23 protein-coding genes and 1 pseudogene are annotated in these 22,724 nt (G+C 67.3%); 15 read left to right on the top strand and 9 right to left on the bottom strand.

The genetic code is table 11. The features are described 5' to 3' along the window. Positions 1-4: 4 nt before the first annotated feature. Complete coding sequence (locus tag BVC93_RS08405) at positions 5-1,213, top strand: cytochrome P450 (RefSeq protein ID WP_083736772.1); 1,209 nt, start codon at positions 5-7, stop codon at positions 1,211-1,213. A 10-nt stretch (positions 1,214-1,223) separates the two neighbouring features. Here BVC93_RS08405 and BVC93_RS08400 read toward each other — a convergent pair whose 3' ends face one another. Both BVC93_RS08400 and BVC93_RS08395 read right to left on the bottom strand, forming a co-directional pair. Next, positions 1,224-2,081: a type IV toxin-antitoxin system AbiEi family antitoxin domain-containing protein gene (locus tag BVC93_RS08400; RefSeq protein WP_083736771.1), complete on the bottom strand. Its 858-nt coding sequence runs from the start codon at positions 2,079-2,081 to the stop codon at positions 1,224-1,226. 91 nt (positions 2,082-2,172) lie between these two features. Then, positions 2,173-2,796, bottom strand: a complete 624-nt coding sequence (locus BVC93_RS08395) for a hypothetical protein (protein WP_083736770.1) — start codon at positions 2,794-2,796, stop codon at positions 2,173-2,175. Between the two features lie 52 nt (positions 2,797-2,848). Here BVC93_RS08395 and BVC93_RS08390 point away from each other — a divergent pair, with 52 nt between their 5' ends. The 6 genes from BVC93_RS08390 to BVC93_RS08365 are packed head-to-tail and all read left to right on the top strand — an operon-like array spanning position 2,849 to position 9,359. Beyond that, positions 2,849-3,742 (top strand): phosphoribosylaminoimidazolesuccinocarboxamide synthase, encoded by an 894-nt coding sequence (locus BVC93_RS08390; protein WP_083736769.1) that lies wholly within the window; start codon positions 2,849-2,851, stop codon positions 3,740-3,742. After that, complete coding sequence (locus tag BVC93_RS08385) at positions 3,739-5,868, top strand: S9 family peptidase (RefSeq protein WP_083736768.1); 2,130 nt, start codon at positions 3,739-3,741, stop codon at positions 5,866-5,868. Before BVC93_RS08390 ends, BVC93_RS08385 begins: the two co-directional genes overlap by 4 nt. Then, a complete protein-coding gene (locus BVC93_RS08380; protein WP_083740895.1) occupies positions 5,840-6,391 on the top strand; it encodes a TetR/AcrR family transcriptional regulator in 552 nt (183 codons plus the stop codon). Before BVC93_RS08385 ends, BVC93_RS08380 begins: the two co-directional genes overlap by 29 nt. Positions 6,392-6,405: 14 nt before the next feature. Next, a complete protein-coding gene (locus BVC93_RS08375; RefSeq protein ID WP_083736767.1) occupies positions 6,406-6,894 on the top strand; it encodes a glutathione peroxidase in 489 nt (162 codons plus the stop codon). 59 nt (positions 6,895-6,953) lie between these two features. Continuing rightward, positions 6,954-7,658, top strand: coding sequence for a DUF2334 domain-containing protein (locus BVC93_RS08370; RefSeq protein ID WP_083736766.1), 705 nt, complete (start codon positions 6,954-6,956; stop codon positions 7,656-7,658). A 60-nt stretch (positions 7,659-7,718) separates the two neighbouring features. Further along, a complete protein-coding gene (locus tag BVC93_RS08365; protein WP_083736765.1) occupies positions 7,719-9,359 on the top strand; it encodes an FAD-binding dehydrogenase in 1,641 nt (546 codons plus the stop codon). A 65-nt stretch (positions 9,360-9,424) separates the two neighbouring features. On the opposite strand, the gene BVC93_RS08360 is transcribed toward BVC93_RS08365, so the two are convergent. From BVC93_RS08360 to BVC93_RS08350, 3 genes are all read right to left on the bottom strand, one after another. Next, positions 9,425-10,063 (bottom strand): GntR family transcriptional regulator, encoded by a 639-nt coding sequence (locus BVC93_RS08360; RefSeq protein WP_192860227.1) that lies wholly within the window; start codon positions 10,061-10,063, stop codon positions 9,425-9,427. A 107-nt stretch (positions 10,064-10,170) separates the two neighbouring features. Beyond that, a complete protein-coding gene (locus tag BVC93_RS08355; RefSeq protein ID WP_083736763.1) occupies positions 10,171-10,770 on the bottom strand; it encodes a hypothetical protein in 600 nt (199 codons plus the stop codon). Next, a complete protein-coding gene (locus BVC93_RS08350) occupies positions 10,767-11,405 on the bottom strand; it encodes an MBL fold metallo-hydrolase (RefSeq protein ID WP_083736762.1) in 639 nt (212 codons plus the stop codon). The genes BVC93_RS08355 and BVC93_RS08350 overlap by 4 nt, the downstream gene beginning before the upstream one ends. A 36-nt stretch (positions 11,406-11,441) precedes the next feature. Here BVC93_RS08350 and BVC93_RS08345 point away from each other — a divergent pair, with 36 nt between their 5' ends. The 4 genes from BVC93_RS08345 to BVC93_RS08330 all read left to right on the top strand — a co-directional run bounded on the left by BVC93_RS08345 (position 11,442) and on the right by BVC93_RS08330 (position 13,798). Further along, positions 11,442-12,110 (top strand): ATPase, encoded by a 669-nt coding sequence (locus BVC93_RS08345; protein ID WP_157516822.1) that lies wholly within the window; start codon positions 11,442-11,444, stop codon positions 12,108-12,110. A gap of 53 nt (positions 12,111-12,163) precedes the next feature. Then, positions 12,164-12,403, top strand: coding sequence for a phosphoribosylformylglycinamidine synthase subunit PurS (purS, locus tag BVC93_RS08340; RefSeq protein ID WP_083736760.1), 240 nt, complete (start codon positions 12,164-12,166; stop codon positions 12,401-12,403). Continuing rightward, entirely contained in the window at positions 12,400-13,074 is a 675-nt protein-coding gene (gene purQ / locus BVC93_RS08335; RefSeq protein ID WP_083736759.1) for a phosphoribosylformylglycinamidine synthase subunit PurQ, read from the top strand. Before purS ends, purQ begins: the two co-directional genes overlap by 4 nt. A 106-nt stretch (positions 13,075-13,180) precedes the next feature. Next, on the top strand, positions 13,181-13,798 hold the full coding sequence (locus tag BVC93_RS08330; protein WP_083736758.1) for a DUF305 domain-containing protein: 618 nt from the start codon (positions 13,181-13,183) through the stop codon (positions 13,796-13,798). Here BVC93_RS08330 and BVC93_RS08325 read toward each other — a convergent pair. From BVC93_RS08325 to BVC93_RS08310, 4 genes are all read right to left on the bottom strand, one after another. Continuing rightward, positions 13,795-14,883 (bottom strand): sensor histidine kinase, encoded by a 1,089-nt coding sequence (locus tag BVC93_RS08325; protein WP_083736757.1) that lies wholly within the window; start codon positions 14,881-14,883, stop codon positions 13,795-13,797. The two genes, BVC93_RS08330 and BVC93_RS08325, sit on opposite strands and share 4 nt — an antisense overlap. Beyond that, positions 14,880-15,605: a response regulator transcription factor gene (locus BVC93_RS08320; RefSeq protein WP_083736756.1), complete on the bottom strand. Its 726-nt coding sequence runs from the start codon at positions 15,603-15,605 to the stop codon at positions 14,880-14,882. Before BVC93_RS08320 ends, BVC93_RS08325 begins: the two co-directional genes overlap by 4 nt. Positions 15,606-15,694: 89 nt before the next feature. Next, positions 15,695-16,495, bottom strand: coding sequence for a family 1 encapsulin nanocompartment shell protein (locus BVC93_RS08315; protein WP_083736755.1), 801 nt, complete (start codon positions 16,493-16,495; stop codon positions 15,695-15,697). After that, a complete protein-coding gene (locus BVC93_RS08310) occupies positions 16,492-17,451 on the bottom strand; it encodes a Dyp-type peroxidase (protein ID WP_236950424.1) in 960 nt (319 codons plus the stop codon). Before BVC93_RS08310 ends, BVC93_RS08315 begins: the two co-directional genes overlap by 4 nt. 108 nt (positions 17,452-17,559) lie before the next feature. On the opposite strand from BVC93_RS08310, the gene BVC93_RS08305 reads away from it, so the two are divergent. The 4 genes and pseudogenes from BVC93_RS08305 (at position 17,560) to purL (ending at position 22,723) form a co-directional block, all read left to right on the top strand. Beyond that, on the top strand, positions 17,560-18,813 hold the full coding sequence (locus BVC93_RS08305) for a M18 family aminopeptidase (protein WP_083736753.1): 1,254 nt from the start codon (positions 17,560-17,562) through the stop codon (positions 18,811-18,813). Positions 18,814-18,837: 24 nt separating this feature from the next. Then, positions 18,838-19,191: a VOC family protein gene (locus tag BVC93_RS08300; RefSeq protein WP_083736752.1), complete on the top strand. Its 354-nt coding sequence runs from the start codon at positions 18,838-18,840 to the stop codon at positions 19,189-19,191. A 26-nt stretch (positions 19,192-19,217) separates the two neighbouring features. Further along, a complete protein-coding gene (locus BVC93_RS08295) occupies positions 19,218-20,420 on the top strand; it encodes a cation:proton antiporter domain-containing protein (RefSeq protein ID WP_083736751.1) in 1,203 nt (400 codons plus the stop codon). Between the two features lie 9 nt (positions 20,421-20,429). After that, positions 20,430-22,723: pseudogene (gene purL, locus BVC93_RS08290) on the top strand (phosphoribosylformylglycinamidine synthase subunit PurL). Position 22,724 lies beyond the last annotated feature (1 nt).

Below are 22,724 nucleotides of genomic sequence, written 5' to 3'. Positions count from 1 at the left end.
CACCATGCGGGCGGACCTGACTGACCTGGACAACTTCGCGTCGGGGTTCCCGCATGAGATCTTCGCGGCCCATCGCCGCGAGGCGCCGGTGTTCTGGCACGAGCCCACCGAGCACACCCCCGACGGCGAGGGATTCTGGTCGGTGGCCACCCACGCGGAAACCCATGCCGTACTGCGTGATCCGGTGCTGTTCTCCTCGGTGACCGGCGGCTCGCGCGCCTATGGTGGCACCCTGTTGCAGGATCTGTCGATCTCCGGGCAGGTGCTCAACATGATGGACGATCCCCGGCACGCTCAGATCCGCCGCCTGGTCAGCTCGGGGTTGACCCCGCGAATGATCCGCCGCGTCGAGGACGATCTGCGTGTGCGTGCCGCCGCGCTGCTGGACGCCGTCCCTGTCGATTCTCCTGTCGACCTCCTGGTGTCGGTGGCCGCGGAACTGCCCATGCAGATGATCTGCATTCTGCTGGGAATTCCTGATACCGAACGACATTGGTTGTTCCAGGCCATCGAGCCGCAGTTCGATTTCGGCGGTTCCCGGTCGGCTGCCATCGGCCAGCTGTCGTCGGAGGATGCGGCGTCGCGGATGTACACCTACGGGATGGAGCTGATCGCGCTGAAGCGCGCCGAGCCCGCCGATGACATGCTGTCGGTGGTGGCCGCCTCCGGGGTGCTCTCCGATCTCGAGCTCTACCTGTTCTTCAGTCTGCTGTTCTCTGCCGGCGCCGAGACCACCCGCAATGCCGTCGCCGGCGGGCTGTTGGCGTTGGCGACGTACCCGTCGCAGTGGGCCTTGCTGCGTGCCGACCCGGCGCTGTTGCCCACCGCGATCGAGGAGATGGTGCGCTGGACGTCGCCGTCTCCGTCGAAGCGGCGCACCGTCACCGCGCCGACGGTCCTGGGTGGTTGCGAGCTGTCGCCGGGGGACAAGGTGGTGGTGTGGGAGGGGTCGGCCAACCGGGACCCGTCGGTCTTCGTCGAACCCGACGTGTTCGACGTGACACGAAAGCCCAACCCGCACCTGGGCTTTGGCCACGGTGTGCACTACTGCTTGGGCGCCAACCTGGCGCGGCTGGAGCTGCGGGTGTTGTTCGAGGAGCTGTTGGCGCGCTTTTCCTCGGTGGCGGTGGACTCCGTCGAGTGGACCCGCAGCAACCGTCACACAGGCCTCCGTCACCTTTTTCTGCGATTTGGGCGTGAATCCGGTCGCTGACCGACTGAAATCACGCCGAAATCGCGGCTTTGAGCTGGGAGAGGACGGTGTCAGGGCGTTCGGTCAGGTCCCACCAGGTGAAGCGGAGCACTCGCCAGCCCATCAGGATCAACTCGTTCTGCCGCTTGCGGTCCTTGCCGAATGTCACGGCGTCGCTGTGATGAGCCAGCCCGTCGATCTCGACGGCGACCTTGCTTGTGATGAATGCGAAGTCGATGACGTAACCGCCGGCGGGGTGATTGGCCACCCACCCGGCGATGTGGTGCTGTGTGAGCAGACGGACGAAGAGGCGCTCGGCCTTCGACCGGGTGTTGTCGCCGGCTGCCTGCAGGTAGATCCGAGCGCGGGGCGAGCCGTGGCGACCCTTGTTGCGCAGGTGCGCGACCCACAACTGCGGCAGTTCGGTGTGGCGCTGCAGCGCAGTGTCCATCACAACCGGACCCCCTCCGCGGCTGACGGCCGCTTCGAGAGCGGTCAGGTCCAACGAGGTGACCAGCAGTCCGTTGCGCTCGACGACGTCGGTGGGTTTCAGGTCGCGTCGCCGCAGCCGGGTGCCCGACCGACGCCTACCATTGCTGCCCCGCGGAACCGTCACCTCGACGAGTTCTGGCGGCCTCACGGTCAGCTCGTGCCACCACGCCGCAGTGAGCCCGAAAGCGACGGCACGAGGGCCGTATGACCAGACCTGAGACCGAATGCGCGCCGCAGTGGTGAACGGCCGGTCGTCGGCGAAGAACACGGACGGGCCGCACCGCTTCCAGTGTCCGGAGCGGACGCGCCGCGCCACCGCGCTGGGGCTGAGGCCGCAAGCCATGGCTTGGGCGAGGGTTATCACGCCGTCATGGCAGCGTAGATGTTCGTCGATCATGCTTGGTTGGTCGACGAATCGAGACGAACGGTTCCCGTGTCAGCGGTTTCGGCGTGAATTCGGTCGCGTAGCGACATGAATCACGCCGAAATCACTCTTTGATGCGGATGCCGGCGGCGCGGAGCTCGAGGGCGGCCAGGCCACGGATGGTGACGGCGTCCTCGCGGCGCCACGCACCCACCGGATCCATGCTCACCGACGTCAGCTTCCGCAACGGACGGTTGGCCAGCGCACGCATCGCCAACAACTGCTCACCGGCCGGCGTCGACGCCAGCGTCAGCGCCGTCCACTTGCGCCGGAAGAACCGGATACGCAGCACCAGCCACGGCATCGCCAGGGCCAGGATGGGCGGCGACGCCACCGCCAGCGCCAGCACCCAGGCCAACCAACTCGCGGTCTGATCCAGTTCCCCTCCTGCACCGGCCAGATCCAGGGCCGCCTCACCCGCGGACATCAGCGGACCTCGCAGGTCATCGCCGATCCACGGCACACCACTGACGCTGTTGCCCGCGGACTCGAGATTGTCGGCGATGCCGTTGGCCCCGCTCTGCACCTGTCTGCCGACCGCGGCGATGGTGGCGATCGCGGAATGCACGGCGACACCCACCGTCACCCAGATCACCGTCCAGGTCAGGATCACCGCGTCGCTGACCAGTTGAAGCAGTAGCCGGCGCGGTGTCGTGGCGTACGGCAGAAACCGGGTGCGTGAGGTCATGAGGTTGATCCCAGCACGTCGCCGCCCGACGCGCGGCCGTTAGGCTGGCCCGATGCGTCCTGCTCTGTCCGACTACCAGCACATTGCCAGCGGCAAGGTCCGCGAGCTGTACCGCATCGACGACGAGCACCTGCTGTTCGTCGCCTCGGACCGCATCTCGGCGTTCGACTACATCCTGGCCAGCGAGATCCCCGACAAAGGCCGGATCCTCACGGCGATGAGCGTGTTCTTCTTCGACCTGATCGACACGCCCAATCACCTTGCGGGCAGACAAGACGATCCCCGGATCCCGCAGGAGGTGCTGGGCCGCGCACTTGTGGTGCGGCAGCTGGAGATGATGCCGATCGAATGTGTGGCACGCGGCTACCTGACCGGCTCTGGCCTGCTGGACTACCAGGCGACGGGTTCGGTGTGCGGGATCGCGCTGCCGCCGGGGCTCGGTGAGGCCAGCCGGTTCGCCGAACCGATCTTCACCCCGGCCAGCAAGGCCGAACTGGGTGACCACGACGAGAACATCACCTTCGACCAAGTGATCGACAAGGTGGGCGAGGTGCGGGCCAACCAGCTGCGGGACAAGACCTTGCAGATCTACACCCAAGCCGCCGATCATGCCCTGGCCAAGGGGATCATCATCGCCGACACCAAGTTCGAGTTCGGTGTCGACACGAACGGCGACATGTGCCTGGCCGACGAGGTGTTCACCCCCGACTCCTCGCGGTACTGGCCCGCCGACACCTACCAGCAGGGCGTGGTGCAACCCAGCTTCGACAAGCAGTTCGTCCGCAACTGGCTCACCGGACCGGATTCCGGCTGGGACCGCTTGGGAGCGGCCGCGCCACCGCCCTTGCCGGACGATATCGTCGAAGCTACCCGCAGCCGTTATATCGAAGCCTACGAACGCATTTCAGGCCTGAGCTTCGCCGACTGGATCGGACCCAATTCGTGAACGGTCACCCGCAGCCCCCCAAAGCAAAGCGTATCGACAAGCGCCGCGAGTTCCACGGCGACGTGTTCCTGGACCCTTACGAGTGGATGCGCGCCAAGGAAGACCCCGAGGTGATCGGTCACCTCGAAGCGGAGAACTCCTACGCAGACAGCATCACCGCAGACCAAGAACCGTTGCGGCAGAAGATCTTCGACGAGATCAAAGCCAGGACCAAGGAAACCGACCTGTCGGTGCCGACTCGGCGCGGCGACTACTGGTACTACGGTCGCAGCTTTGCGGGCAAGCAGTACGGCGTGCACTGCCGCTGCCCAGTCCGTCACCCCGACGACTGGACCCCGCCTGAACTCGACGAGAACACCGAGGTGCCCGGCGAGTTGGTGCTGCTCGACGAGAATGTCGAAGCCGAGGGGCACGAGTTCTTCTCCCTGGGTGCTGCAAGTGTGAGCCTGGACGGCAACATCCTGGCGTACTCGGTGGATGTCCGCGGTGACGAGCGATACACGCTGCGGTTCAAGGACTTACGCACCGGTGAGATGTACGCCGACGAAATCGTGGGGATCGCCGCCGGTGTCACCTGGTCTGCCGACAGCGAGACCCTGTACTACACCACGGTGGACGACGCCTGGCGCCCCGACACCGTCTGGCGGCACCGGCTGGGCAGCGGCCTGCCCGCGCAGAAGGTGTTCCACGAACCGGACGAGAAGTTCTGGGTGGGCATGGGCCGCACCCGCAGCAACAAATACCTGCTGATCGCCGTGGGCTCGGCCATCACCTCCGAGGTGTTCTACGCCGACGCCGCCGACCCGACCGCCGAGTTCACCAGCATCCTGCCGCGCCGGGTTGGCGTCGAGTACTCGATCGATCACGCGGTGGTCGGTGGTGAGGATCGCTTTCTCATCCTGCACAACGACGGCGCGGTCAACTTCACCCTCGCCGAGGCGCCGGTGGCCGACCCCACCAGTATGCGGACCCTGATCCCGCACCGCGACGACGTCCGCCTCGAGGGCGTGGACGCCTTCGCCGGGCACTTGGTGGTGAGCTACCGCCGCGAAGCGCTGCCGCGAATCCAGTTGTGGCCCATCATCAACGGGAACTACGGCAAGCCCGAAGAGCTCGAGTTCGAATCCGAACTGATGTCGTCGGGGCTGGGCGGCAACCCGAACTGGGATGCGCCGCGGCTGCGCATCGCGGCCACCTCGTTCGTGATCCCCGTACGGGTGTACGACCATGACCTGATCACCGGAGAACGCACCCTGCTGCGCGAGCAGCCCGTGCTCGGGGACTACCGGCCGCAGGACTACACCGAACGTCGGGACTGGGCGGTGGCCCCCGACGGGGCCCGGGTGCCGATCTCGGTGATCAGCCGAGTGGGCGTCGCATTGCCGGCCCCTGCCCTGATCTACGGCTACGGCGCGTACGAGTCGTGTGAGGACCCCCGATTCTCCATCGCGAGGCTGTCCCTGCTGGACCGGGGCATGGTGTTCGCCATCGCCCATGTCCGTGGCGGCGGTGAGATGGGCCGGCTGTGGTACGAGCACGGCAAGCTGCTGGAAAAGCGCAACACCTTCACCGACTTCATCGCCGCGGCAGAACATCTGGCGAACACCGGCGTCACCCGGCCGCAGAATCTGGTGGCACTCGGGGGCAGTGCGGGAGGTCTGCTCATGGGTGCGGTGGCCAATCTGGCCCCGCAGGCCTTCGCCGGGATCCTGGCGCAGGTGCCGTTCGTCGACGCACTGACCACGATTCTGGATCCGTCGCTGCCCCTGACGGTCACCGAGTGGGACGAGTGGGGTAACCCCATCGAAGACCCCGAGGTCTACGCGTACATGAAGTCCTACACGCCGTACGAAAACGTCGGGGCCAAGGAATACCCGGCCATCCTGGCGATGACGTCACTCAATGACACCAGGGTGTACTACGTGGAACCGGCGAAATGGGTTGCCGCACTGCGGCATACCAAGACCGATGCCAACCCGGTGCTACTGAAGACACAGATGAGCGCAGGTCATGGTGGTATCAGCGGACGGTATGAGCGGTGGAAGGAAGTGGCATTCCAGTACGCTTGGTTGCTGACCACAGCAGGGGTGGATGGCAGTGAGCCGGGCGACGTATCACCACGGTGACCTGCGCGCGGTCATCCTCGCCGAGGCCGCGCGCCTGATCGCAGAACGCGGCGCCGAGCAGCTGTCGTTGCGGGAGTTGGCCCGCGAGGCCGGGGTGTCGCATGCCGCCCCCGCCCACCACTTCACCGACCGGCGAGGGCTTTTCACCGCCCTGGCAACACAGGGCTTCCAGAAGCTGGCAACGGCTTTGGCCGACAGCCGGCCCGATTTCTCCGCAGCGGCGTTGGCCTATGTCCAGTTCGCCGTCGAGAACCCGGGCCCGTTTGCGGTGATGTTCGCCAAATCGCTGGTGAACGACCAGGATCCGGAACTGGTGGCGGCGCAGATCGCCGCCCGCAATGAACTCGGCCGGGGCGTGGCCACCCTGACCGACCCGCATGCCGCCGCCGATCCCGAAGGTGCGGCGCTGGCCGCGTGGTCGATGGTGCACGGCTACGCCATGCTGTGGCTCAACCAAGCGGTGCCCGCCGACGACCCGGTGGCGACCGCACGCAGACTGACCGAGATGTTGTTCCGGGGTTGAGCTAGCGTCAGAGCATGAGCCTCACCGACATCCCGTTGACCACTCTGGGCGGCGAGCCCACCTCGCTGGCCGAGTACGCCGACCGCGCTGTCCTGCTGGTCAACGTCGCCTCCAAATGCGGACTGACCCCGCAGTACAGCGCCCTCGAACAGCTGGCCCGCGACTACGCCGACCGCGGCCTGACCGTGCTCGGCGTACCGTGCAACCAGTTCATGGGGCAAGAGCCCGGCAGCGCCGAGGAGATCCAGACGTTCTGCTCCACCACCTACGGAGTGACGTTCCCGCTGCTGGCCAAGACCGACGTCAAGGGTGCGCAGCAGCATCCGCTGTACGCCGAGCTCACCAAGACCGCCGACGCCGACGGCGCCGCGGGCGACGTGCAGTGGAACTTCGAGAAGTTCCTGCTGGCGCCCGGTGCGACGGTGGTGAACCGGTTTCGCCCCCAGACTGTCCCCGATGCCCCCGAGGTGATCAGCGCCATCGAGGCAGTGCTGCCGAACTAGACGGCTGGTGCACACGTGTCTGACACCGACTGGACACCTGCGGTTGTCACACTTCGGGCATGGGTGGGCAACTGATCGTCTCGGTGTCCGGGATCGACAACCGCGTGCTGGGCGATGTGGTGGCGCTACGCGAGCAATTGGCCGAGAGGTCGGTGCCGCTGTCGCTGTTCATCGCGCCGCGGCTCAAAGGCGGCTACCGGCTGGACACCGACGCCCCGACCGTGCAGTGGCTGACCGAGCGCCGCAACGCCGGGGATGCGCTGGTGCTGCATGGTTATGACGAGGCTGCCACGAAGCTGCGCCGTAGCGAGTTCGCCGTGCTGCAGGCGCACGAGGCCAATCTACGGCTGATGGCCGCCGACCGGATTCTCGACCACGTGGGGCTGCGCACCCGGCTGTTCGCGGCTCCGGGCTGGTCGGTGTCGCCCGGAGTGATCACAGTGTTGCCGCGCAACGGGTTTCGCCTGCTGGCCGGATTGTCGGGCATCACCGACCTGGTGCGTGGGACCACGGTGCGCACCAGGGTGCTCGGCATCGGGGCGGGCTTCCTGACAGAGCCGTGGTGGTGCCGCACGTTGGTGCTCTCCGCGGAGCGCACCGCCCGCCGCGGCGGCATCGTGCGGTTGGCCGTCTCGGCGCGTCAGCTGCGCAAGCCGGGCCCGCGGCAGGCGGTCCTCGACGCCGTGGATCTGGCGTTATTGCACGGCAGCACCCCGACCGTCTACCAGTGGTCACCCCGTCCTGCGTTACTGGACGCTGCCTGACGGAGCGCAAGGAGCCGGGAAACAGGCCCGGACCACCGCCGAGTCAGTACGGTTGGCGTCATGGACGCTGACGTCATCGTGGTCGGAGCGGGCATCGCCGGGTTGGTGGCCGCCTGTGAGCTGGCCGAACGCGGCAAGACTGTGCTGCTGGTGGACCAGGAGAACGAAGCCAACCTCGGGGGCCAGGCATTCTGGTCGTTCGGCGGCCTGTTTTTCGTCGACAGCCCCGAACAGCGTCGCCTCGGCATCAAAGACAGCCACGAGCTGGCACTGCAGGACTGGCTGGGCACCGCGGGTTTCGACCGTCCCGAGGACTACTGGCCGCGGCAGTGGGCACACGCCTACGTCGACTTCGCGGCGGGTGAGAAACGCAGTTGGCTGCATGAGCGCGGGCACCAGATCTTCCCTCTGGTCGGCTGGGCCGAACGCGGTGGGTACGACGCTCTGGGACATGGCAATTCGGTGCCGCGATTCCACATCACCTGGGGCACCGGACCGGGGCTGGTCGACGTGTTCGCCCGCCGACTGCTGGGGAACTCTCGGGTGCGTTTCGCGCACCGCCATCAGGTCGACGAACTGTTGGTCGATGCCGGGGCGGTGACCGGTGTACGTGGCACGGTGCTGGAACCGTCAACGGCGGCGCGAGGTGTGGCATCGTCACGAAAAGCAGTGGGCGAGTTCGAGTTCCGGTCGTCGGCGGTAGTGGTCACCAGCGGTGGAATCGGCCACAACCTGGATCTGATCCGGAAGAACTGGCCGACCCGGATGGGCCGGGTGCCCGATCAGCTGCTCGCAGGGGTGCCCGCGCACGTCGATGGACGGATGATCGGCATCACCGAATCCATCGGAGCCCGCGTCATCAACCGGGACCGGATGTGGCACTACACCGAGGGCATCACCAACTACCATCCGATCTGGCCCAACCACGGCATCCGGATCCTGCCCGGCCCGTCGTCGCTCTGGCTCGACGCCACCGGCACGCGGCTGCCCGGCCCGCTGTACCCCGGGTTCGACACTCTGGGCACGCTCGAACACATTGTGGCTTCCGGTCACGATTACACGTGGTTTGTGTTGAACGCGCGCATCATCGAGAAGGAATTCAGCCTGTCCGGGCAGGAGCAGAACCCCGATCTCACCGGTCGTGACATCCGCAAGGTGTTGCAACGGGTCAAGCCCGGTGCGCCACCACCGGTCCAGGCATTCGTCGACCGTGGCGTCGACTTTGTCAGTGCAGCCACCCTGAGTGAGTTGGTCGCGAAGATGAACGCGCTACCTGATGTCGAACCTCTCGACTTCGCCAAGGTGGAAGCCGAGGTGACCGCCCGCGACCGCGAGGTGACCAACAGGTTCAGCAAGGACGGCCAGATCACCGCGATCCGCGGGGCGCGGGCCTACCTGGCCGACCGGATCACCCGCGTGGTCGCCCCGCACCGGCTCACCGATCCGAAGGCGGGGCCGCTGATCGCGGTCAAGTTGCACATCCTGACGCGAAAGACGTTGGGCGGGTTGGAGACCGATCTGGATTCCCGGGTGCTCGGCGACGGTGGTGCGGCCATCCCCGGCCTGTACGCCGCGGGGGAGGTGGCCGGTTTCGGCGGCGGCGGTGTGCACGGCTACCGTGCGCTCGAGGGCACCTTCCTGGGCGGCTGCATCTTCTCCGGCCGGGCGGCGGGCCGTGGTGCCGCCCGGGATATCTCGTGATTTGGGCGTGATTCCGACCGCTGAGCGACCGGAAACACGCCGAAATCCCTGGAACGGATGCTGGCTCAGTCCTTCTCGAGCAGGTAGCTGAGCACAAAGGCGTGGCTGTCGGCGAGGTGCTGACGGGTCAGTTCCGCAGCGGCCTTGGCGTCGCCCGCTGCGACGGCCTCCAGGATCCCGGCGTGCTGGCGGTCGATCTCCTTGGCGTTGCCGAGCACCTCGACCAACACATAGATGTAGCGATCTGCCAGCGCACGGTACTGATTGACCAGCCCCAGCAACCGGGGGCGGTGGGCGCATTGATACGGAATTCCGTGGAACTGGGCGTTGAGGGTCAGCCACTCCCAGGTATCGGAAGTCTCCTGCATACGGGCCAGGACGGTCCGCATGCGAAGCACTTCCGCGCGACCCACATTGGGTACCGCGATCTTGGTGAGCAGCGGTTCGACGTTCTCGCGGATCTCGTAGATCTCCTGCAGTTCGGCGACGCTGAGCGGCGTGGTGGTGACCGCGCCGCCATCTCCGATGCGGATCAGGCCCTCACTGGCCAGTGGCGGCAAGATCTCGCGCAGCGGAATGCGGCTGACCCCGAACCGCGCGGCCAGTTCGGTCTGCGACATGGTCACCCCGGGCGCGATGGCGCCGGTCACGACCTGGCTGCGCAACTCGTCGAGCACACGCTTGGATTGCCCCCCAGAGGTCACCGTGCATCCCTTTCCGTTATACGACCACCGCTGTTGCGTATACGGTACAAACTGGCGGGTCCCGCCGCTGAACGACGTGATGCGCGGGTTCTCGGATCCACCGTGAGTCACAGCTCGATGGTGGTGGTGACGGACACCAGTTGCGGCAGCGGGGGAGCCGAGGAAAAGCCGAACTCGACCGGTGGGAACAGATCGGCCAGGCCGCCCAGCGCCAGCACCCCGAAGCGCCCGGAGACCGCGGTGATGCGACGGGTTCGTCGGACGCCGTAGAACTCGCGGCGGCCGTTGCCCGCCGTGCCCGCGGTATGCACGCCGGGCACCAGCCGACTGGCAAGCGGGTCGACGGCCCGTAGCCACCACGGGGCCGTCGCCACCGATCCCGGCACCAGGCGCAGCAGCCGGTCCAGCGGTGCGGGTCCGCCCACCGTCAAGGTGGCCCGCAGGCCGGCACCGGCGACATCCACCCGCCCGGCCGCCATCACCGTCTCCACCGCGGCGATCACAACGTCGTCGAATGAGTATGTGGTGGAAACGAACTCGGCCACCTCGGCAGTGGGGGCGAGCAGTGTCCGCACGCCGTCAGGAGTCTGCACCATGACGTCGGAGAAACTGCCGAACGGCGACTGACGCCACATCCCGACCACCACCCGGACACCGGCCAGGGTGCCGAAGCCGGCGATGTGACCGGTGAACACCAACCGGGTCACAGTGCTGTCGCGGTCTCTTCCTTCAGCACCCGGAAGTCCGTGTCGGTCATCTCGGTGAGCCTGCCGAAGTAGACGCCCCGCGCCTCGGGGGCCACGACACCGTGGTGGATCGGCACAGCATGGGTGGGTGCGACGGCCCGCAGATAATCGACGGCTTCGGAGATCTTCATCCACGGCGCCGCGGCCGGGGTGGCCAGCACGTCGACGGGCTCGTCGGGCACAAACAGCGCATCACCGGGATGCATGAGCCGGGCAGGATGCTCGCCGTCGCCGACGAGGTATGAAATGTTGTCGATGACAGGGATTTCCGGGTGGATGACGGCATGCCTGCCGCCCACACCGCGCACCGTCAACCCGCCGACGCTGAGCTGATCACCGACATGGACGGCCTGCCACGCGCCGCCGAGCTGTTGTGTGGTCTGCGGGTCGGCATAGAGCTTGGCCTGCGGGTTGGCCGCGACGAGCGCGGGCAGTCGCTCGGGGTCCGCGTGGTCGGGATGTTGATGGGTGATCAGGATGGCAGAAAGGCCGGTGATGCCTTCGAAGCCGTGCGAGAACGTCCCGGGGTCGAACAGGATCGTGGTGTCCGGAAAGCTCGCCAGAAGGCACGAATGCCCGAAATGCGTCAGTTCCATGCCTACGATTGTGCTCCGGGGAGTCGAGGGGGTGCGATGGTCCGACTGATCCTGACCGGTGTGCTGGTGGGATGGGTGCTGGTGGTGACGCCGACTGCGCGTGCGTTGCCACGGTCGGAGACCTGCCCACCCACCTGCGACACGATCCCCGCAACTGCCTGGCCCGCAGTGCACACGCTGCCCCTGGCCGACGATCTGCACTGGCCGGACCTCGCTGACCTGGCGGTGCCGGTGCGCCAACCCCGCTTCTACTCCGAAGAGCTCTGTGCGACGCCGCTGCCCACCGACGACCCCCGCAGTTTTGTGGTGGCCGCCAGAGCGGAGGTGACGGCGCCGCCGGGGCAGTGGCAGATGCGGGCCCAGGTACTGCACTGGCGGGGTGAAACCTGGCGTGGTGGGGAGATGGCCATGTCGGTGTTCGACTTCGCGGTGGCGGCATTGCGAGCCTGCGCGGTACCCGGGCTGTCACCGTCCATCACCACCGTCGATGACGTGCGGATGGCCGCGGTGATCTCCGGACCCACCATCGCCCACCAGTACCTGGTGGCCCATCCGCAGAGCAGTTCGATCACCGAACTGGTGGTGTGGCGGACCGTGCCGTCCAGCGCGGAGCAGGCGGTGCCGTGGGCCCCGGTTGCCGACGGACGCGTGCTCGACGCGATCACCGCACCACTGTGCGAGGCCTACCTGTCGTCGTGTGGATAGAATCGAGTCCGTCGCGCAAGACGTATCGCAAAGAAGACCAGTAAGGAGCCCACGTGGCCCGGGTAGTAGTCCATGTGATGCCCAAGGCCGTGATTCTCGATCCGCAGGGCCAGGCAATCGTCGGTGCCCTCGGTCGTCTCGGACACGGCGGGATCTCAGATGTGCGGCAGGGCAAGCGGTTTGAGCTCGAGGTCGACGACAGTGTCAGTGACGACACGCTCGCCGAGATCGCCGAATCGCTGCTGGCCAATACTGTGATCGAGGACTTCACCGTCACCAGGGAACCGGCGTGAGCGCCCGCGTCGGCGTCATCACCTTCCCCGGCACACTCGACGACGTCGACGCCGCCCGCGCTGCCAGGCTGGCGGGCGCGGAGTCGGTGAACCTCTGGCACGCCGACGCCGACCTCAAGGGTGTCGACGCGGTGATCGTGCCCGGCGGTTTCTCCTACGGCGACTACCTGCGCTGCGGAGCCATTGCCCGGTTTGCCCCCGTGATGGGTGAGGTGATCAAAGCCGCCCAAGGCGGCATGCCTGTGCTCGGCATCTGCAACGGCTTCCAGGTGCTGTGCGAGTCCGGTCTGCTGCCCGGCGCACTGGCCCGCAATTCCGGCCTGCACTTCGTCTGCCGCGACATCTGGCTCAAAGTGGAGAACACCACCACGGCGTGGTCGTCGCGCTACGACCCCGGCGCCGAGATCCTGGTGCCGCTGAAGTCGGGTGAGGGACGCTACGTGGCGCCCGAGTCCGTGCTCGACGAGCTCGAAGGCGAAGGCCGGGTGGTGTTCCGCTACGCCGAGAACCCGAACGGCTCGCAGCGCGACATCGCAGGCATCAGCTCCGCCAACGGCCGCGTCGTCGGCCTGATGCCCCATCCCGAGCACGCCACCGAGGCGCTCACCGGGCCGTCGGATGACGGCCTTGGCATCTTCTACTCCGCACTGGACGCGGTGCTGACCGCCTGACGGTCCCGTCTTCATCGAACCTTCATCGGAAGGCGAATCGACCCATACTCGCGCGCCCGAAGCTGGAATCACCCGGCAACTCGGGCACGTTCGAGGGAGGATCACGATGCAGCCCAACCGATATGGCTTCAGCCTGGCAGCGCTGACGGCCGCGGCTCTTGTCGTCAGCGCATGTTCGAACACGGCGACCGACACCCAGGCGGCATCGGCTCCGCCGCCACCGTCGACATCTGTGTCCAGTGGCGCTGTCGCGCACAATCAAGCCGACATGATGTTCGCCATGATGATGATCCCGCATCATCAGCAGGCCATCGAGATGAGTGACCTGCTGCTGGGCAAGCAGGGCATCGATCCGCGGGTGACGTCGTTGGCCCAGCAGATCAAGGATGCTCAGGGCCCGGAGATCGACACCATGCAGGCCTGGCTGCGGGAATGGGGCTCGATGTCCATGCCGAGCCACGACATGGGCATGCCGGGGATGTCGGGCAGCGGCCACGGGATGATGTCCGACGACGATATGTCCGCTCTGGCAGGTGCGCAGGGCGCCGATGCCACCCGACTGTTCCTCGAGCAGATGATCCAACACCACGAGGGCGCGATCACCATGGCCCAGAGCGAGATCGACAACGGTGGGTACCCGGCGGCCATCGAGATGGCGACCAACATCGTGTCCTCGCAGCAAGCCGAGATCACCACGATGCGTGAGATCCTGGGTAGCCGTTAGGAAATGGGCAACCGGACGGTGAACGTCGCGCCCGCTCCCTGACCCGCACTGGTGGCCGATATGGTGCCGCCGTGCGCCTCGACGAGAGCCTTGGCGATGGCCAGACCGATGCCGGCGCCGCCGTGTTCGCGGTCCCTGGCGGCATCGGCACGGTAGAACCGCTCGAACAAGCGGGGTAGGTGCTCGGCGGCCACACCGTCACCGGTGTCGGCGACAGTGATGAGCACATGGTGTCCGTCGCGGGTACAGCCGAGTTCGACCGCGCCTCCGGATTGGCTGTGGCGCAACGCATTGTCCAGCAGATTCGCCAGCACCTGGGACAGCCGCTGCTCGTCGCCCCACAGGGACGGCACGTCGTCGTCGACGCGCAGGCGCAACTCCACACCTTTGCCGCCGTACCGTTCCTGCACGGCGGCCAGGCATCGGCGTGCCAGCCGCCCCACGTCGATGGACCCGTAGGTCATCGCGACCGCGCTCTCTTCGGCCTGAGCCAGGGCGGCCACATCGTCGGAGAACCGGACCAGACGCCGGGTCTGGTCGCGCAACATGGTCGCCGTCTGCGGGGTCAGGGTGCGCACGCCGTCCTCGAGCGCCTCCACATAGGCCTCCAGAACCGCGACAGGAGTGCGGATCTCATGTGCCAGGTCGCCGAACAACTGCCGCCGAGTGGAGTCGACTGCCTGCAGACGGGTGGCCATCCGGTTGAAGGCGCCCGCCAGCGCGTCGAAGTCCTCCCCGAGCCGTGGGGGTGACACCCGGATGTCGTAGTCTCCCTCGGACACCGAGGACGCCGCCGCCGCAACCTCGGTGATGGACCTCTGCAGCCGCCTGCTGACATACCAACTGACTGCGAGCGCGGCCAGTGCCGACACCGCGAGTGCCCCGCCGATGGACAGCATGGTGGCGTACCGATAGGCCTCCTCGGCGTGGAGCTGTTCCAGGGAATGCATCGACACCCCGGCCCTGTGCAGATGCTCACGGAACAGGGGCGGGCCCACCACCGCGGCAACGGCCCAGGTGGTGGCTGCGCCGGTGAGCACGACGATAGCCTGCGCGGCCAGTAGCCGGGGCCCGAAGCCGGTCATGTCGCGGTGCCCATCCGGTATCCCACGCCGCGCACGGTGGTGATGAAGCGTGGCCGGCTGGCGTCGTCGCCGAGCTTTCGCCGCAGGTGCCCGATGTGGACGTCCACCAGGTGCTCGTTGCCGACCCAGGGGCCGTCGCGCACGATCTCGAGCAACTGTCGCCGCCCCATCACCTTGCCCGGTCGGCTCGAGAGCGCCTCCAGGATGTCGAATTCGGTGCGGGTCAACAGGATCGGCTCGTCGTCGACACGGACTTCCCTGGCGTCGAGGTCGATGCTCAAGGCACCGAATCGGCGCGGGGGTGTGCTCGCAGGCTCGGCGGGGGACCGCAGCACCCGAGGCCGCCTCAGCATGGCCCGGATGCGTGCAACGAGTTCGCGCGGGCTGAAGGGTTTGGTGATGTAGTCGTCGGCCCCGACGGTGAGGCCGAGGAGAGTGTCGATCTCGGTGTCCCGAGCGGTCAGCATCACCACGTAGGCGTCGGAGAACGTGCGCAGCTGCCTGCACACCTCGAGGCCGTCGATCCCCGGCAGGCCGATGTCCAAGACGACGACGTCGGGGTCCAGTTCACGGGCCACGGCGACGGCCTCCAGCCCGTCGCCGGCCACCACGGCTTCGAAATGCTCACGTTCCAGGTAGCTGGCCACCACGTCGGCCAGCGGCATCTCGTCGTCGACCACCAGCGCGCGATAGCCCTTCGCCTGCTCGGATGGGTGTTCCATGAGACTCATGGTGCCCCGTGCCACCGGCTAGCCGATGCGCGACGGACAATCCTGCGCAGATCTTGAGCAGATCTTCACAGTCGGGCGGGCTACGGGCGGCTGAGCGACACCGACGCCTCGGCGGTGTAGCACAGGAACGTCAGCGTCTCGTCTAGGTACAGCTGCACGGTCTCGGCATCGTGCGACAGGTATCCGATTGCCACGTCCGTACCGAGCTGCAGATCAAAATCGCCACCGCGCGTGGACAATACGAACGCACCGTCGATGGCCGGGGCCCAGATGATGTCCCCGTCGACCAGTCGGTTGATGTGCTCGAGGATCGGATACCCGTGGGCGGTGGTCTCGGCGACCTGGGTGTAGACGTCCGCCGAGAGCAACACCGCGTACGGGCCGTCGACACCGGCCAGTCGCAGTTCCGACAGGGCCTGGGCGATGACGTCCGGGATTTCTCGCGGGTCCTCGGGCAATGCGAGTGCGGGGTTGGAACTGCACTTGCGGATGCCGCCGATGCCCGCCGCCTCGTAGCCCTCGAAGATGGCCCGGTCCTCGGCGAACGCGAGCTTGCGGGCGGCCTCCTTCACCGGGTCCCAGTCAGAGTCCTGCGACCCGCGTTCGACGTCGTCGATGTCGGTGCGGTTGACCGTGAACGGCACCCGCAGCCGCACCAGCGGACGGCTTTCCCGCAGGTGGGCGACCACGCCGTCGCTGGGTGACGGTGCATCGAGCAGATGCCCGGTGCTCACGGCCGCGGTGACCGGACCGCCCGGCTCGCTGACATCCACCACCCGGCGACCGGCGATGTGGCGCTTGAAGGTTCGCGTGGCCTCGAGCTCGATCTCCGCCCAGGCCGCGGTGGTGACAGGAGCCAGCTCGCGGTAGAGGTTGTTCATTGTCTTCCTTTCAAGCTGCCGATCGCCAATGAGCCGCGGTACGAGGGTGTTTCGATGGCTTCCTGCGCCTGCCCCGCTTCGGGAAGGGGCGGTGGGTCGTCCAGGAAATCGGCCGGCGGACTGAAGAACAGGCAGCCGGTGAGTGCGGTGGAGAAATCCAGGATGCGGTCGGTGTTGCCCGGCGGATCACCCAGGAACATGTTGTTGAGCATGCGTTCGGTGACCGCGGGCGTACGCGAGTACCCGATGTAGTAGGTGCCGAACTCGCCCTTGCCGATCTCGCCGAACGGCATGTTGTGCCGGACGATCTTGAGTTCGTTGCCGTCGGCGTCGGAGATGACGTTCAGCGCCACATGGGAGTTCGCGGGTTTGGTGGCGTCATCGAGTTCGATGTCCTCGAGCTTGCTACGTCCGATGACGTGCTCCTGCTCGGTGACACTGAGCGCGTTCCAGCCGCTCATGTCGTGCACGTACTTCTGTACGTGGACGTAACACCCGCCGGCGAAATCAGGATCCTCGGCGCCGATGGCGGTGGCGTTGACGGCCACCGGGCCGTCGGGGTTCTCGGTGCCGTCGACGAAACCCATCAGGTCCCGGTTGTCGAAGAACCGGAATCCGTGCACCTCGTCGACCACCGACACCGCGCCCGCCATGGACCGGATCACGTGGCCGGCGAGTTCGAAACAGAAGTCCAGGGTTTCGGCGCGCAGGTGAAACAGCAGGTCTCCCGGCGTCGACGGCGCATGATGGCGCGGACCGGTGATCTCGACGAACGGGTGCAGCTGCGCCGGGCGTGGTCCGGTGAACAACCGGTCCCAGGCGTCGGAGCCGATCGAGGTGATCATCGACAGGTGCTTGGAAGGGTCGCGGAACCCAACCGCGCGCACCAGGCCCGACAGGTCGGCGAGCGCGTCGTGCACCGTCTCCTCGCCGCCGTCGGCGATGGTGGCCACCATGAAGATGGCCGCAGGGGTCAACGGCGCCAGGATCGGTTGGGGCTGTCCGTCAGGCACGATGTGACCCTAACGGCAACGGCTGCGTTCGGAGCGACAAAGATGGTGAATATGCCTGCTAGCCCCCAGAACCTGTGTGAGTTCATCGACGCATCACCGTCGCCGTACCACGTGTGTGAGACCGTGGCGGCGCGGCTGCGTGCCGCCGGCTACACCGAACTGTCGGAGTCGCAGCTGTGGCCGGGCAACGGTCAGTACTTCGTACTGCGCGCCGGATCGCTGGTGGCCTGGAACAGCGAAGGCGACACCGGCAGGCCGTTCCGAGTGGTGGGCGGGCACACCGACAGCCCCAACCTACGGGTCAAACAGCACCCCGATCGGGCGGTGGCGGGGTGGACGTTGGTGGCGCTGCAGCCCTACGGCGGAGCATGGCTGAACTCCTGGCTGGATCGTGACCTCGGGATCAGCGGGCGGCTGTCGGTTCGCGACGGTGTGGGCATCTCCCACCACCTGGTGCGGATCGACGCGCCGTTGCTGCGGGTGCCGCAACTGGCGATCCACCTCTCCGATGACCGCAAGGGGGTGTCACCGGATCCGCAGCGGCACGTCAACGCCGTGTGGGCGACGGGCGGTCCCGGGGCGTTCGTCGATCACGTGGCCCGCGAATCGGGCATCGACCCCACCGACGTGCTCGCTTTCGACCTGATGACCCACGACCTCACACCATCGGTGGTCTGGGGCACCCACGCAGAATTCATCAGCGCGCCCCGGCTGGACAACCAGGGCACCTGCTATGCCGGGCTGGAAGCGTTCCTGTCCGCAGCACCCGGAGCGCACATCCCGGTGCTTGCCCTGTTCGACCACGAAGAGGTCGGGTCGACATCGGATCACGGCGCGCAGTCCGATCTGCTGATCACGACGCTGGAGCGGATCGTGCTCGCTGCCGGGGGACAGCGGGAGGACTTCCTGCGGGTGCTCACCGGTTCCCTGGTGGCCTCCGGCGACATGGCCCACGCCACCCACCCCAACTACCCGGATCGCCACGAACCGGGTCACCTGATCGAGGTCAACGGCGGACCCGTACTCAAGGTGCAGCCCAACCTGCGTTACGCCACCGACGGGCGCACCGCCGCGGCATTCGAGCTGGCCTGCCGCCAGGCCGGGGTGCCGCTGCAGCGCTACGAGCACCGCGCGGACCTGCCGTGCGGTTCCACCATCGGGCCCATGACGTCGGCGCGCACCGGTATCCCCACCGTCGACGTCGGCGCCCCGCAGCTGGCCATGCACTCGGCGCGTGAGCTGATGGGGGCACACGATGTGGTCACCTACGCCGCGGCACTCCGGGCTTTTCTGTCACCGGGCTGACCTAGCCTGGCGGACATGACGTCAATGAGCTTGGCCGTGGAGATGATCACGTTCGACTGCACCGACCCTGACCGTCTGGCGCAGTGGTGGGCCGAGGCCGTGGCGGGCACCGTCAATGCGGTGGCCCCGGGCGAGTTCGTGATGGTGGTACAGGAGTCGGGCCCAAGGCTGGGTTTCCAGCGCGTCGAGGATCCGACGCCGGGGAAGAACAGGGTGCACCTGGACTTCTCGGCGCGAGACCTCGAACAGGAAGTGCAGCGCCTGGTGTCGCTGGGGGCCGTCGAAACGGGCAGGCATGATTTCGGGCCCGAGTTCAGTTGGGTGGTGTTCGCGGACCCGGACGGCAACGCCTTCTGCGTGGCGGCGCCCAGCGACTGATCAGTCGCCGCTGGTTAGATTGCTGCGTGCTGCTGTCGATCGTCGTCATCTCGATCGTGTTGGCAGCGTGGGGGCTGGCCGCGGCGCGTCTGGAACGCCTGCGCATCTCCTCGCCGTTGCTGCTGGTGCTCGCGGGGGCGGTGGTGGAGTACACCACGCACGGAACCCTCGCGGACACGCTGAACTCGGAGACCGCTGAGCACGCTGCGCAGATCATCCTCGCGGTGCTGCTCTTCGTCGACGCCAACACCATCCGATCCGGGCTGCTGGGGGCCTACCCGCGGTCAGCGACGCGGCTACTGTTCCTCGCGCTGCCGCTGAGTCTCGCACTGGCTGTGGCACTGGGACTGTGGCTGCTGCCGGGGCTGTCGTGGCCCATCGTGTTGATCATCGCCTGCATTGTGGTGCCCATCGACTTCGCCCCGTCCCCGAACACCATCCGCGACGTGCAGGTGCCCTCCCGCGTCAGGAAACTGCTCAACGTGGAGGCCGGGTACAACGACGGCATCATCTCGCCGGTCTTCGTCTTCGCACTGGCGATGGCCGACCATCAGGACGGCGCGGACACCCTCTGGGAACAGGTCAGCAGTGCGGTGCCGCACGCGGTGCTGGCCATCGTCGTCGGGCTGGGCGTCGGAGCCGGGCTGGCCGTGGCCGCCAACGCCGCGGACCGGGCCGGCCTCACCACCCGGCAATCGGGGCGCGTCATCGTCGTCGTGGCACCGGCGCTGGCCTACACGCTGAGCCTCGCTGTTGGCGCCAACGGCTTCGTGGCGGCCTTCCTGTGCGGCATCGGTTATCACGTCTTCCGGCACTCGGCCGATCCCGAGCACGAGCTGGAACTGCTCGACGACATCGGCTTTCTGCTGACGTCGGCGATGTGGTTCGTCCTGGGCGGTGTGGCGTTGATCGCATACTGGCGGGCCGACCTGACGGTGGGCATTGTGGTGTTTTGCCTGCTGGCCCTGACCCTCATCCGCATGCTCCCGGTCGAGCTGGCGATGCTGCGATCCGGTTTCCCCTGGTCGCAGCGATTGCTGCTGGGCTGGCTGGGACCGCGAGGGGCCTCGTCGATCGTGTTCGGGCTGCTGGCCTTCAATGTGATCGAGGGCGGCGACGAGAACACCATCCTGTTGATCCTGGTGGTCGTGGTGCTGGGGAGCGTGTTGTTGCACGGATTCGGCGCCCCGGCGGCGGCGCGGGCGTTCGCCCGTGCGCGGAGCGAATAAGCTGTTCCGGTGACGTCTGAGCTCACCCAAGACCTCGATACGGTGGAGCGGGCAGCCGCCAGCCCCGATCAGCCGCAGCCCTTCCGCGAGTTGGGCCTCAAGGACGATGAATACGAGCGCATCCGAGACATCCTCGGCCGCCGACCCACCGATGCCGAGCTGGCCATGTACTCGGTGATGTGGAGCGAACACTGCTCGTACAAGTCGTCGAAGGTGCATCTGCGCTACTTCGGCGAGACCACCACCGACGAGATGCGTGCGGGCATGCTCGCCGGCATCGGTGAGAACGCCGGCGTTGTCGACATCGGTGACGGCTGGGCCGTCACCTTCAAGGTCGAGTCGCACAACCACCCGTCCTACGTCGAGCCCTACCAGGGCGCGGCCACCGGCGTCGGCGGCATCGTGCGCGACATCATGGCCATGGGCGCCCGCCCGGTTGCGGTGATGGACCAGCTGCGCTTCGGCGCCGCCGACGCCCCCGACACCCGCCGGGTGCTCGACGGCGTGGTCCGCGGTGTAGGCGGCTACGGCAACTCCCTGGGCCTGCCCAACATCGGCGGCGAGACCGTCTTCGACGAGTCCTACGCGGGCAACCCCCTGGTGAACGCGCTGTGTGTCGGCGTGCTGCGCAAGGAGGACCTGCATCTGGCGTTCGCCTCCGGCGCCGGCAACAAGATCATCCTGTTCGGCGCCCGTACCGGCCTCGACGGCATCGGCGGCGTGTCGGTGTTGGCATCGGAGACCTTCGGCGGTGACGAGTCCGGTGCCGGCCGCAAGAAGCTCCCCAGCGTGCAGGTGGGCGACCCCTTCATGGAGAAGGTGCTCATCGAGTGCTGTCTCGAGCTGTACGCCGCCGGTGTGGTGATCGGCATCCAGGACCTCGGCGGTGCCGGGTTGTCCTGCGCGACTTCCGAACTCGCCGCCGCCGGCGACGGCGGCATGGCCATCGAGTTGGACAAGGTGCCGCTGCGGGCCAAGTACATGACCCCCGCCGAGATTCTCTCCAGCGAGTCCCAGGAACGTATGTGCGCCGTCGTCGCACCCGAGAACGTGGACGCGTTCATGGCGATCTGTCGTAAGTGGGAGGTGCTGGCGTCGGTGATCGGCGAGGTCACCGACGGCGACCGGCTGCACATCACCTGGCACGGTGAGACCGTCGTCGATGTCCCGCCGCGCACCGTGGCCCACGAGGGCCCGGTCTACCAGCGTCCCGTCCAGCGCCCCGACACCCAGGACGCGCTGATCGCCGACACCACCGCGGCGCTGCCCCGCCCGCAGACCGGCGACGAACTGCGGTCCACCGTGCTGGCCATGCTGGGCAGCCCCCACCTGTGCAGTCGGGCGTTCATCACCGAGCAGTACGACCGCTACGTGCGCGGCAACACCGTGCTGTCCGAGCACGCCGACGGCGGGGTGCTGCGCATCGACGAGGAGACCGGCCGCGGTATCGCGCTGTCCACCGACGCTTCTGGCCGCTACACCCAGCTGGACCCCTACACCGGGGCGCAGCTGGCACTGGCCGAGGCGTACCGCAATGTCGCCGTCACCGGCGCCGCGCCGGTGGCCGTCACCAACTGCCTCAACTTCGGCTCCCCGAGGATCCGGGCGTCATGTGGCAGTTCTCCCAGGCGGTGCGCGGTCTTGCCGATGGCTGTGCGGCCCTTGGTATTCCGGTCACCGGCGGCAACGTGAGCTTCTACAACCAGACCGGGGCGACGGCCATCCTGCCGACGCCGGTGGTGGGCGTGCTCGGCGTCATCGACGACGTGGCCCGCCGCATCCCCACCGGTTTCGGCACCGAGCCGGGCGAGACGCTGATCCTGCTGGGCGACACCCGTGACGAGTTCGACGGCTCCATCTGGGCGCAGGTCACCGCGGGTCACCTCGGTGGCGTGCCACCCAAGGTGGATCTGGCCCGCGAGAAGCTGCTGGCCGAGGTGCTGGCAGCGGGATCGCGCGACGGGTTGATCTCGGCGGCGCACGATCTCTCCGAAGGCGGTCTGATGCAGGCCGTGGTCGAGGGGGCGCTGGCCGGCGAAACCGGTTGCCGCATCCTGCTTCCCGAAGGCTCGGATGCGTTTGTGCAGCTGTTCTCCGAGTCCAGCGGCCGGGTGTTGGTCGCCGTGCCGCGCACCGAGGAGAGTCGCTTCGTCTCGATGTGCGAGGCGCGCCAGCTGCCCGCTGTCCGCATCGGTGTGGTGGATCAGGGTTCTGACAGCGTCGAGGTCCAGGGCCAGTTCAGCATTCCGCTGACCGAACTGCGCAGCACCTGGGAAGGCGTGCTGCCGGCCCTGTTCGGATGAC

The organism is Mycobacterium sp. MS1601 (genome assembly GCF_001984215.1).
In the GTDB taxonomy this organism is placed as follows: Bacteria; Actinomycetota; Actinomycetes; order Mycobacteriales; family Mycobacteriaceae; genus Mycobacterium.
The sequence above is the reverse complement of the archived record's forward strand: the minus strand, read 5'-3'. Positions and strand labels throughout refer to the sequence as shown.